Below are 11,853 nucleotides of genomic sequence, written 5' to 3'. Positions count from 1 at the left end.
GGGGGGGGGCCCCCCCGCCCCCCCCCCCCCCGGCCCCCCCCCCCCCCCCCGGCCCCCCCCCCCCCCGCGCCCGCCCCCCCCCCCCCCCCACCCGGGGGCCGTCCCGGGCCGTAAACCCCCGCCCCGCCACGTTCGCGTTCGGCGGGAGTCACGGGGGACATGGGCATGAAGATCGACTGGGACCGGCGGCACTGCGCACGGCACGGGCATGTGACGTACGCGCCCGACGAGACGGCGCTGCGGGAGCGGCTGCGCGTCGAGACCAAGTTCGGTACGGCCTGGCGCTGTCTGCGCTGCGGCGACTTCGTGCTGGGCGACCCGCACGGTTCGGGACCCGCCGAGCACGCTCCGCTGGTGCCGCGCGGGAAGGTGCTGCGGGATCTGTTCATCCTGCGGTTCCTGGCGGTCGAGCGGGCCGTGCGCGGGGTGTTCATCGTGCTGGTGGCCGCCGCCGTGTGGAAGTTCAGCAACAGCCAGGACTCGGTGCGCAAGCTGTTCGACGACTACCTCAACGTCTTCCGCCCCGTCTTCCGGCACTTCCACTACGACCTCGATCACTCGCCGATCGTCGGCAGCATCCAGAAGACCTTCGGCTACAAGCACTCCACGCTGGTCCTGGTCGCCGTCCTGCTGCTCGCGTACGCGCTGATCGAACTCGTCGAGGCGGGCGGTCTCTGGTACGCCAAGCGCTGGGCGGAGTATCTGACGGTGGTCGCCACCGCCGCGTTCCTGCCGCTGGAGATCTACGAACTCACCGAACACATCAGCTGGTTGAAGATCGCCACCCTCGTCCTCAACATCCTCGCCGTGCTCTACATCGCCCTCGCCAAGCGGCTGTTCGGCCTGCGCGGCGGACGCAGGGCCTTCGACGAGGAACGCGAGAGCGCGTCCCTGCTGGAAGTGGAGACGTCGGCGGGCGTCATGCTCTGACCCCCCGGTCCACGAGTTCCTCGCCTACGACCGGTTCACGACCGGTCCACGCTCGGCGCGGGCGTCGCGTCCAGGCGGGTCAGTTCGGCCGGGCTCAGCACCAGGTCCGCCGCCCGCGCCGAGTCCCGGATCGTCTCCGGCCGGCTGGCTCCCGGAATGGGGATCACGCGCGGCGACTTCGCCAACAGCCAGGCCAGGCACACCTGTTGCGGACTGACCCCCCGTTCGCGCGCCACGGAGTGGAACGCGCCGAAGCCGGGACCCCGGTCCAGGCTCGACGGGCCGTTCAGCGAGCTGCGGGAGATGCCGCCCAGCGGGCTCCACGGCAGGAAGGCCAGCTCCAGTCCGGCGCACAGCCGTAGCTCGGCCTCGCCGTCCCGCACGGCGGGCGAGTACTGGTTCTGCACCGAGACCAGGCGGTCGCCGAGGATCGCGTGGGCCCGCCGGATCTGGCCGGCGTCCGCGTTGGAGACGCCGGCCAGCCGGATCTTCCCCTCGTCGAGCAGCTCACGCAGGGCGCCCACCGATTCCTCGTACGGCACCGCCGGGTCGGGCTTGTGGAGTTGGTACAGGCCGATCGCGTCCACGCCGAGCCGCTTCAGGGAGGCCTCGGCGGCGGCCTTGAGGTGGCGTGGGGAACCGGTCACCGTCCAGCTGCCGTCGGCGGGTCTGCCACGGCCGCCCTTGGTGGTGACCAGGACGTCGGACGTGTCGCCGCCGTAGGCCGCGAGCGCGCGGGCGATCAGCCGTTCGCCGTGGCCGGGTCCGGCACCCGGGAGGTGGTAGGAGTCCGCCGTGTCCAGCAGGGTCACGCCCGCGTCCAGGGCGGCGTGCACCGTGGCGAGGGCGCGCTGTTCGTCCGGGCGGCCCTCCAGGGACAGCGGCATCGCGCCGAGCCCCACGGCGCTCACGCGCAGGTCGCCAAGTGCGCGGTACCGCATGTCAGTTGTCCTTTCCCAGGGTCTCGGCGACCGCCCGCGGCAGCCACCGCCGAGCGTCGCCGAAAACGTAACCGAGCTTCTCCGCACGGGAGTTGTCCATGCCGTAGGAGCGGGCGAAGGAGAACGGGGAGGTCTCGCCCTCCGCCGCCGTCCTGAACACCGCGTTCCCGGACGGGATGTGGGCGGCGAGTGCCGCGCACAGGTCCTGTGTGGTCAGCGGGCCGTGGGAGGCCGCGTTGACCGGGCCGGTGAAGTCCTGGCCGGCCGTCCAGAAGAGGAAGTCGGCGATCTCGTCGACGTGGATGTACGTCGCCGGGTGGTTGGTGCGGGGCACCGCGATCGGCTCGCCGGTGCGGACGCGGTGCGTGTAGTGGTCCAGGCGGCCGGTGAAGTCGTCGGCGCCGCCCAGGACATGGGCCACGCGGACCGCCGTGTACGGGAACTCCGGGTCGGCCGCGAAGACCGCCTCCGCCTGCCGCTTGCCCTCGCCGTAGTGCGAGTCGAGGAACTCCGGTTCGTCCCAGGGGAGTTCGAGATCGACTGGGACGTCGTGCGGATCGACGGCCGCCTCGCTCACCGGCGCGGGCGAGTCCTCGTACTCGTACACCTCGACGGTCGACGTCAGCACATAGCGGCCGGTGCGGCCGGCGAACACGCGGCGGGCGATCGCTGCCTGGCGCGGGGTGTAGCAGACCTGGTCGACGACGACGTCGAAGGTGCGCGGGCCGAGTGCGGCGCGCAGCGCGTCCTCGTCGTCGCGGTCGGCGATCAGGTGCGTCACCCCGGCGGGCGGTGCCGACGAACCCCGGTTGAGGACCGTGACCCGGTCCCCGGCGGCCAGCAGCCGGGCGATCAGCCGCTTGCCGAAGTAGCGGTTCCCGCCGATGACCAGTACGTCCCGCGTCTTTTCCATGACCATAATTCTTCGGACGCAGCAGCAGGATCGGAAGGGGGAGACATGGGAGTTCCGGCCGCCGTACCGAAAGAACCACGGCATCCGCGAGCCACCGCCGGCGAAACACCGGTGGCCTTCGACGCACTGGACCGGCGGATCCTCCACCTCCTCCAGACCGACGGCCGGATCAAGCTCAGCGAACTCGGGCGACAGGTCCGGCTGAGCCCGGCGGCGGTCACCGAGCGCGTCCGACGGCTGGAGACCGCGGGCGTGATCAGCGGCTACGGCGCCCATGTCGTCCCCGGCCGGCTCGGCTACGGCATCCAGGCGTTCGTCCGGGTCGACCCGCACGGCGGCTACACCCTGAAGCACCCCCGCACCCTGGAGCTGATCGAGCGGTCCGAGATCACCGAGGTGCACCATGTCGTCGGCGAGGACTGCTGGATCCTCAAGGTCGCCGTCCGGGACACCGTCCACCTGGAGGAAGTCCTCGAAGCGGTCTCCGCGCTCGGGCGCACCACGACGTCCGTCGTGCTGACCTCCCCGGTGGAGCGGAAACCGCTGTTGCCCTGACGCCGACGTCAAGGATTACCGTCGTAGGTATGCGAATCGGCGAGCTGGCCGCGCGGGCCGGGACCACGACGCGGGCGTTGCGGTACTACGAGTCGCGGGGGCTGCTGCCCGCGCGGCGGGGCGGCAACGGGTACCGGACGTACGACGAGGCTGATCTGAAGCTGCTGCGGCAGATCAGGACGTTGCAGGACTTCGGGTTCGACCTGGAGGAGACGCGGCCCTTCGTGGAGTGTCTGCGGGCCGGGCACCCGGAGGGCGACTCGTGCCCGGCGTCGCTCGCGGTCTACCGCCGGAAGCTGGCCGAACTGGATTCCCTGATCGGGGAGTTGCAGGCGGTACGGGCGGAGATCGGGGTGCGGCTGTCGTCGGTCGAGGAGCCACCACCGTTGTGCGAACTGGGAGAGCGGGAACTGTGAGCGACGTGACGCATGTGATGGACGTGACGGACGAGAGTTTCGCGGCGGAGGTGATCGGGTCGGAGCTGCCGGTGCTGGTGGAGTTCACGGCGGACTGGTGTCCTCCGTGCCGGCAGATGGCGCCGGTGCTGCGCGCTCTCGCCACCGAGGAGGCCGATCGCCTCAAGGTGGTGCAGTTGAATGTGGACCTGAATCCGGAGACCACGAACGCGTACAAGGTTCTCTCGATGCCCACGTTCATGGTCTTCCGGGGCGGTGAGCCGGTGAAGGCGATGGTGGGGGCCCGGCCCAAGCGCAAGCTGCTGGAGGAGCTCTCCGACGTGCTGTGAGCCTGCCCGATACGCAAAGAAATCCCCCGAGCAATTGCGCTCGGGGGATTTCTTTGCGTATATTCAATGGTTCGCGACTTCACGGGAATTCGGTCGCAAAGAGGCTCAGTGAGCACAGTATATAGGTCCGGGAGTGGAATTGTCAAACAGCGATGAAATTCACGGTGAGCAGGAATTCATCGACGGTCTGTACGCACGCGTGGACGCGCTGCGCGGCGCCACCGAGGACTCCGTCACGGACGCGCTCGGGCAGGGCAACACGCCCATGCAGGCCCGGCTGGAGCGGGACATCCTGGTCGCCGAGCGCTCGGGGCTGCTCGCCGCGCTGAACGCCGTGGACGGCTCGCTCTGCTTCGGCCGGATCGACCTGACCTCCGGCGTCAGCCACCACATCGGCCGTATCGGCATCCGCTCCGACGACGCCGACCTCACCCCGATCCTGATCGACTGGCGCGCCGACGTCGCCCGCCCCTTCTACCTCGCCACCGGCCACACCCCGATGGGCCTGCGCCGCCGCCGGCACCTCACCACCGACGGCCGCCATGTCACCGCCCTGCACGACGAGATCCTCGACCTCGGCGACGCCACCCGCACCGGCCACGAGGACCCGAGCGGCGACGCCGTCCTGCTCGCCGCGCTCAACTCCGCGCGCACCGGCCGGATGAGCGACATCGTGCAGACCATCCAGGCCGAACAGGACGAGATCATCCGGGCGCCCTACCGCGGGGTGCTCGTCGTCGAGGGCGGCCCCGGCACCGGCAAGACCGCCGTAGCGCTGCACCGGGCCGCGTATCTCCTCTACGAACACCGGGAGTTGCTCGCCAAGCGGGCCGTCCTCATCGTCGGTCCGAACCCCGCGTTCCTCGGCTACATCGGCGAGGTGCTGCCCTCCCTCGGCGAGACCGGCGTACTCCTCGCGACCGTCGGGGAGTTGTTCCCCGGTGTGAAGGCGACGGCCACCGACAGCCGGGCGGCGGCGGCCGTCAAGGGCCGCGCCGACATGGCCGACGTCCTCGCCAGGGTCGTCAGCGACTGGCAGTCACTGCCCGACCCGGTGATCGCGATCGAGCACGACCGCGAGATCCTGATGCTCGACGACGGCCTGGTACGGATGGCCCGCGACCGCACCCGCGAGGCCCGGCTCCCGCACAACGCGGCCCGCGAGCACTTCGAGGGCCACATCCTCAACACGCTCACCGAGATGGTCGCCGAACGCATCGGCACCGACCCCTTCGACGGCGGCAACCTGCTCGACCCCAGCGACATCACCCAGATCCGCGACGAACTCGCCGAGAACCCCGAAGTCTGGGCCGCCATCGACCAGTTGTGGCCGCGCCTGACCCCGCGGTACCTCGTCGCGGACTTCCTCGCCGACCCCGTGGGCTACGTCTCCGACGACGACGCGGACGCCATCCGCCGCCCGGTGACCCGCGAGTGGACCGTGGCGGACGTACCGCTGCTCGACGAGGCCGCGGAGCTGCTGGGGCGGGACGACCGGGTGCGGCTGGCGCGGGCCGAGCGCGAGCGTGAGGAGCAAGTGTCGTTCGCGCAGGGGGTGTTGGACGTGTCCTTCGCGTCCCGGACCTTCGAGTTCGAGGACAAGGAGGAGGGCGACCCGGAGGGCTCGGAGGTGCTGTCCGCGCACGACATCATCGACGCGGAGCGCTTCGCGGAGCGGCACGAGGAGGAGGACCACCGCAGCGCCGCCGAGCGTGCGGCGGCCGACCGGACCTGGGCGTTCGGGCACATCATCGTCGACGAGGCGCAGGAACTCTCCCCGATGGCCTGGCGGTTGCTGATGCGGCGGAGTCCGACCCGGTCGATGACGTTGGTGGGTGACCCCGCGCAGACGGCGGAACCGGCCGGCGTCGGCTCCTGGTCGGAGATCCTCGCCCCGTACGTCCAGGACCGCTTCGACCACACCCGCCTCGGCGTCAACTACCGCACCCCCGCCGAGATCATGGACCTCGCGGCGGCCGTCGTCCGCGCGGAGAACCCGGCCTTCGAACCGCCGAGTTCGGTGCGGTCCACGGGGGTACGGCCCTGGGTGCGGGCCACTGACGATCTGCCGGGTGCCGTCGCCAAGGCCGTGGGTGAACTCGCCCCGGCGGAGGGCCGGTTGGCCGTTGTCGCGCCCCGTGATCTGCATCGGAGGCTGGCGGCGCGGCTGGACGGGGTGACGGCGGGGGCGGAGCCGGATCTCACGCGGGGCGTCGTTCTCCTCACCCCGCGGCAGGCCAAGGGGTTGGAGTTCGACTCCGTGCTGGTTGTCGAGCCGGGGCGGTACGGCACGAGTGATCTGTATGTGGCGTTGACTCGGGCTACTCAGAGGTTGGGGGTGCTGTATACGGGGGCGTTGCCGGTGAGCTTGGCCGGCGCGGCGGGGGAGTGAGGGTGGGCGTCCCTGGGGGCTGCGCCCCCAGACCCCCATCGGCCCTGAAGGGGCCTCGTCCTCAAATGCCGGACGGGCTGAAAATGCCGGCCTGCGCTGAGAACTTCAGGTCGCTACGCCGGGCGCAGCCAGACCGTCGCCAGGGGTGGAAGCGTCAGGCGGATGCTTGCCGGGCGGCCGTGCCACGGTTGGGGTTCCGGTTTGAGCGGGTCGGGGTTGGTGATGTCGCTGCCGCCGTAGACCGCGGTGTCGGTGTTGAGGGTCTCGTGCCAGGCGGGGATGTCGTCGGGGGTGCCCAGGCGGTAGTCGTGGCGGACGACGGGGGAGAAGTTGCTGACGGCGAGGAGGGGGGAGCCGTCGGTGTCGTAGCGGAGGAAGGCGAAGACGTTGTCCTCGGCGGCGTCGCCGGTGATCCACTGGAAGCCGGCGGGGGAGGTGTCGAGCTGCCACAGGGCGGGAGTGTGGCGGTACACCGTGTTGAGGTCGCGGACGAGGTCGCGTACGCCCCGGTGGTCCGCCTCCGCGCCGTAGGCGGGGTCCAGGAGCCACCAGTCCGGGCCGTGGGTTTCCGACCACTCGGCGCCCTGGGCGAACTCCTGGCCCATGAAGAGGAGTTGCTTGCCGGGGTGGGCCCACATGAAGGCGAGGTAGGCGCGGAGGTTGGCGCGCTGCTGCCACCAGTCGCCGGGCATCTTCGACACCAACGAGCGCTTGCCGTGGACGACTTCGTCGTGCGAGATGGGCAGGACGTAGTTCTCGCTGTAGGCGTAGACCATGGAGAACGTCATCTCGCCGTGGTGGTGTTTGCGGTGGACGGGCTCGTGCGACATGTAGTCGAGCGAGTCGTGCATCCAGCCCATGTTCCACTTCAACCCGAAGCCCAGGCCGCCGAATCCGCCGGGGCCGACGTGGTGCGTGGCCCGCGTGACGCCGTCCCAGGCGGTGGACTCCTCGGCGATCGTCACGACACCGGGCACCCTGCGGTACACGGTCGCGTTCATCTCCTGGAGGAAGGCGACCGCGTCGAGGTTCTCCCGGCCGCCGTGCTCGTTCGGGGTCCACTGGCCCGGCTCGCGTGAGTAGTCGAGGTAGAGCATCGAGGCGACCGCGTCCACGCGCAGGCCGTCGATGTGGAACTCCTCGCACCAGTAAACGGCGTTCGCCACAAGGAAGTTGCGGACCTCACGGCGGCCGAAGTCGAACTCCAGGGTGCCCCAGTCGGGGTGCGCGGCGCGGAGCGGGTCCTCGTGCTCGTACAGGGGGCGGCCGTCGAACTCGGCCAACGCCCAGTCGTCGCGCGGGAAGTGGGCCGGCACCCAGTCCATGAGGACACCGATACCGGCCTGGTGCAGTGCGTCGACCAGGAACTTGAAGTCGTCCGGGGTGCCGAGGCGGGCGGTCGGGGCGTAGAAGCCGGTGACCTGGTAGCCCCAGGAGCCGCCGAAGGGGTGCTCGGCGACCGGCATCATCTCGACGTGGGTGAAGCCCAAGTCCTTTACATAGGCGGGGAGTTGTTCGGCGAGCTGGCGGTACGTCAGTCCCGGGCGCCAGGAGGCGAGGTGGATCTCGTAGACGGAGAACGCGGCTTCGTGGGCCGGGACTTCGGCGCGCCGGGCGATCCATTCCGCGTCGTTCCACTCGTAGTGCGAGGCGTGGACGATCGACGAGGTGGCGGGCGGGACCTCGGTGCGACGGGCCATCGGGTCGGCGCGCATCGTCTTCGAACCGTCGGGCCGGGTGATCTCGAACTTGTACAGCTCGCCCTCGCCGACGCCCGGCACGAACAGTTCCCAGACACCGGTACCGCCGAGCGAGCGCAGCGGGGCGCCCGTCCCGTCCCAGAAGTTGAAGGTACCGGCCAGCCGCACACCCTGGGCGTCCGGCGCCCACACGGTGAACCGGGTTCCGGTGACCCCCTGATGCGTCATCGTCCGTGCCCCGAGCGCCTGCCACAGCTCCTCGTGCCGGCCCTCACCTATGAGATGCAGGTCCAGGTCACCCAGCGCCGGCAGGAAACGGTACGCGTCCTCGATCTCCTGCACGGTGCCGTCGTAGGCGACGGCGAGTCGGTACTCCGGCACGCCACGGAGCGGGAGCAGCCCCGAGAAGAACCCGTCCCCGTCGTCGTGCAACTCCGCCTTCAACTGCCCGGCCACGACGGTCACTCCGAGCGCGAACGGCCGGAACACCCGGAACGCGACTCCGCCGGGGACCGGGTGGGCGCCGAGTACGGAGTGGGGGGCGTGGTGGGTGCCGTGGAGGAGCCGGTCGCGGTCGGTGGGGTCCAGGGCGGGGGAGACGGTGATGTCCGGGGGTGTGGGCGACTCCGGGGCGGTGACCGGTTCCGGGGTGGAGGGCTTGCTCTCCGTTGCGGGAGCGGCGGCCCCCGCCCCTGTGTCCGTACCCGCGTTCGTGCCTGTGTCGGCGTCCGTATCCGTGCCCATGTCGACCGTCACCGTCTTCCGCCTGCCCTGTTCCTCGGCCGCGGATGTCTTCTTGGCCGCGTTCTTCTTCGCGGCACCCTTCTTCGCTGCGGCCTTCTTCGTCACGGATTTCCTCACAGTGCCCGTCCCTGCCGCGACCTTCTCTGCCGCAACTTTCTTGTTCTTGTTCTTCTTGGGGGCCGTCGGCTGTCGGCCGGTGTCGTTCTTTTCCTCGGCGGGACGCGGGGTCACGGGTGGAGCCTCCTGGGCGAAGGGGGTCAGGTCGTGGGGTTGGCGAGGCGGCGTACCGCGGACAGGGGGACCGGGAGCCAGTCGGGGCGGTGGCGGGCCTCGTAGAGGACTTCGTAGATCGCCTTGTCCGTTTCGTACGCGCGGAGGAGCACGGGGTCAGTGCGCGGGTCCACGCCGGTGACCTCCGCGTACCCGGAGCAGTACGCCGCCCGGCACGTCCCCGCCCAGCCCGGTGCCGCCGGGGTCGTCGAGTGAGCCGCGTAGTCGAAGGAACGGAGCATTCCGGCGATGTCCCGTACCGGAGGCTGGGGCATACGGCGTTCCGCGAGGGGCCTGGAGGGTTCGCCCTCGAAGTCGATCAGCGACCACTCGCCGGAGGGCGAGCGCAGGCACTGGCCGAGGTGCAGGTCGCCGTGGATGCGCTGGGCGGTCCAGGTGTGGCCCTCGGCCGCGAGGCCGGCCAGGGCCGAGAACGCCGAGTGCAGGCCGGGGGCGTAGGGGCGCAGGGCCGGTACGGCCTGGGCCGCCGCGTCGAGGCGGTCGGTCATGCCCGTGACCAGGTGGTGGAGTGGGACGTGGCCCAGGGTCATGGTGGGGAGCGCTCGCGCCAGCGCCACGTGGACCTCCGCCGTCGCCCGGCCCAGTGCCCGCGCCTCCGCGCCGAAGTCCTCGCCCTTGGCCAGTTCGCGCAGCGCCAGTTCCCAGCCGTCGGTCGCGCCCCGCACGAAGGGCTGGAGCACGCCGAGGACGTACGGTTCGTCGGCGAACTCCGCCCGTAGCCACGCCGTCGGCGCCGGTACCCGGGGGCAGCCCTCCAGGGCGAGGGCCAGCGGGAGTTCCAGGTCGGGGTTGGTGCCGGGCACTGTGCGGCGCAGCAGTTTCAGGATGAACGTATCGCCGTAGACGACGGACGAGTTGGACTGCTCGGCGGTCATCAGGCGCGGTGCCAGGCCGGCCGCGATGTCCGGGCCGCCCTGGGCCCGTTCGAAGCGCAGCCCGCCGATGCGGGCCCGGGTGCGCAGCGCCTCCAGGAGCACCTCGGCGGGCCGGGGGTCGTGCAGGGCCTCGTACACCGTGTGTCCGGCGAGCGGGCCCTCCTCCACATGTCCGATCAGCGCGGGCGCGAGCCGGGGCGGCAGCGCCTCGCGCACGCCTATGAGCAGCTGGTAGCAGTCGCCGGGGGCGGGTGACTGGTGGGCGCGGACCAGCAGGTGGTAGAGGCCCAGCGGGCCGTCCAGCGGAAGCAGCTCGGTCGCCGCCACCAGCGAGAAACCGGTGACGGGACGCCCTTTGCCCGCGAACCACCGCTGCCTCGGCAGCCACTCCCGCAGGAGGGGGTCGAGCGACGCGAGGAGGCCCGGCCCGGGGCTGGTCCGGCCGGAAATTGTGACAGTCTCCGCCATAGGTGTCACATTCCTTTCCCCGGGGGGTGGTCGGGGTGTCACTGTTGCGTGCCCCGGGCGGGGCGGGGGAAACCGAATCCGCCCCGCCCCTGAGGGTTCGGTCCTACGCGGCTTCCTTGCGGAGCCGGAACCAGTAGAAGCCGTGCCCCGCCAGCGTCAGCAAGTACGGCAGCTCTCCTACGGCCGGAAAGCGCACCCCGCCGAACAGTTCGACCGGATGCCTTCCATTGAACGCCCGCAGGTCGAGTTCCGTCGGCTGCGCGAACCGGGAGAAGTTGTTCACGCACAGGACGAGGTCGTCCTCGTACTCGCGAAGGAACGCGATCACCGCCGGATTCGACGACGGCAGTTCCCGGTACGAGCCGAGGCCGAACGCCAGGTTCTGCTTGCGGATCTCGATCATGCGGCGCGTCCAGTGCAGCAGCGAGGAGGGCGACGACATCGACGCCTCGACGTTGGTGACCTGGTAGCCGTAGACGGGGTCCATGATGGTCGGCAGCGACAGCCGGCCGGGGTCACAGGACGAAAAACCCGCGTTGCGATCCGGTGTCCACTGCATGGGCGTGCGGACGGCGTCGCGGTCGCCGAGCCAGATGTTGTCGCCCATGCCGATCTCGTCGCCGTAGTAGAGGATCGGCGAGCCGGGCAGTGACAGCAGCAGGGCGGTGAACAGCTCGATCTGGTTGCGGTCGTTGTCGAGGAGGGGGGCCAGCCTGCGCCTGATGCCGATGTTGGCGCGCATACGCGGGTCTTTGGCGTACTCCGCCCACATGTAGTCGCGTTCCTCGTCGGTGACCATCTCCAGGGTCAGCTCGTCGTGGTTGCGCAGGAAGATTCCCCACTGGCAACTGGAGGGGATCGCGGGGGTCTTGGCGAGGATCTCCGAGACGGGGTAGCGGGACTCCCGGCGTACCGCCATGAAGATCCTCGGCATCACCGGGAAATGGAACGCCATGTGGCATTCGTCCCCGCCGCTCTGGTAGTCGCCGAAGTAGTCGACGACGTCCTCGGGCCACTGGTTCGCCTCGGCCAGCAGGACCGTGTCGGGGTACTGCGCGTCGATCTCCTTGCGGACCCGGCGGAGGAACTCGTGGGTTGCCGGAAGGTTTTCGCAGTTGGTGCCCTCGGCCGCGTACAGGTACGGGACCGCGTCGAGGCGGAAGCCGTCGATGCCCAGGTCCAGCCAGAACTTCAGCGCCGAGATGATCTCCTCCTGGACGGCCGGGTTCTCGTAGTTGAGGTCCGGCTGGTGGGAGAAGAAGCGGTGCCAGTAGTACTGCTTGCGGACGGGGTCGAAGG

The 11,853-nt window shown here is 70.4% G+C and carries 10 protein-coding genes; 5 read left to right on the top strand and 5 right to left on the bottom strand.

All coding sequences use genetic code 11. The annotated features are described in order from the left end of the window. Positions 1 to 165: 165 nt before the first annotated feature. Positions 166 to 930, top strand: coding sequence for a DUF2127 domain-containing protein (locus ACIQBL_RS48000; protein ID WP_401955347.1), 765 nt, complete (start codon positions 166 to 168; stop codon positions 928 to 930). Between the two features lie 35 nt (positions 931 to 965). Here ACIQBL_RS48000 and ACIQBL_RS47995 read toward each other — a convergent pair whose 3' ends face one another. Together ACIQBL_RS47995 and ACIQBL_RS47990 are read right to left on the bottom strand one after the other, a co-directional pair. Further along, positions 966 to 1,871, bottom strand: a complete 906-nt coding sequence (locus ACIQBL_RS47995; protein ID WP_401955338.1) for an aldo/keto reductase — start codon at positions 1,869 to 1,871, stop codon at positions 966 to 968. Between the two features lies 1 nt (position 1,872). Continuing rightward, positions 1,873 to 2,790: an NAD-dependent epimerase/dehydratase family protein gene (locus tag ACIQBL_RS47990; protein WP_401955336.1), complete on the bottom strand. Its 918-nt coding sequence runs from the start codon at positions 2,788 to 2,790 to the stop codon at positions 1,873 to 1,875. Positions 2,791 to 2,829: 39 nt separating this feature from the next. Here ACIQBL_RS47990 and ACIQBL_RS47985 point away from each other — a divergent pair, with 39 nt between their 5' ends. The 4 genes from ACIQBL_RS47985 (at position 2,830) to ACIQBL_RS47970 (ending at position 6,476) form a co-directional block, all read left to right on the top strand. Then, positions 2,830 to 3,339, top strand: a complete 510-nt coding sequence (locus ACIQBL_RS47985; protein WP_401955334.1) for an Lrp/AsnC family transcriptional regulator — start codon at positions 2,830 to 2,832, stop codon at positions 3,337 to 3,339. 29 nt (positions 3,340 to 3,368) lie between these two features. Continuing rightward, positions 3,369 to 3,755: a MerR family transcriptional regulator gene (locus ACIQBL_RS47980; protein WP_401955332.1), complete on the top strand. Its 387-nt coding sequence runs from the start codon at positions 3,369 to 3,371 to the stop codon at positions 3,753 to 3,755. Positions 3,756 to 3,769: 14 nt separating this feature from the next. Next, positions 3,770 to 4,084 carry a thioredoxin gene (gene trxA, locus ACIQBL_RS47975; protein ID WP_401955345.1) on the top strand — a complete coding sequence of 105 codons (315 nt, stop codon included), beginning with the start codon at positions 3,770 to 3,772 and terminating at the stop codon, positions 4,082 to 4,084. 157 nt (positions 4,085 to 4,241) lie between these two features. Beyond that, on the top strand, positions 4,242 to 6,476 hold the full coding sequence (locus ACIQBL_RS47970) for a HelD family protein (RefSeq protein WP_401955343.1): 2,235 nt from the start codon (positions 4,242 to 4,244) through the stop codon (positions 6,474 to 6,476). A 113-nt stretch (positions 6,477 to 6,589) separates the two neighbouring features. On the opposite strand, the gene glgB is transcribed toward ACIQBL_RS47970, so the two are convergent. The 3 genes from glgB to treS all read right to left on the bottom strand — a co-directional run. Beyond that, a complete protein-coding gene (gene glgB / locus ACIQBL_RS47965) occupies positions 6,590 to 8,920 on the bottom strand; it encodes a 1,4-alpha-glucan branching enzyme (protein ID WP_401955340.1) in 2,331 nt (776 codons plus the stop codon). Positions 8,921 to 9,177: 257 nt separating this feature from the next. Next, complete coding sequence (locus ACIQBL_RS47960) at positions 9,178 to 10,554, bottom strand: maltokinase (RefSeq protein WP_401955330.1); 1,377 nt, start codon at positions 10,552 to 10,554, stop codon at positions 9,178 to 9,180. Between the two features lie 103 nt (positions 10,555 to 10,657). Further along, positions 10,658 to 11,853: maltose alpha-D-glucosyltransferase (gene treS / locus ACIQBL_RS47955; RefSeq protein ID WP_401955328.1), on the bottom strand; the 1,196-nt coding region annotated here is incomplete at its 5' end.

Origin of the sequence: Streptomyces sp. NPDC088350 (assembly GCF_044753545.1) — a bacterium.
Taxonomy (GTDB): Bacteria; Actinomycetota; Actinomycetes; order Streptomycetales; family Streptomycetaceae; genus Streptomyces.
The sequence above is the reverse complement of the archived record's forward strand: the minus strand, read 5'-3'. Positions and strand labels throughout refer to the sequence as shown.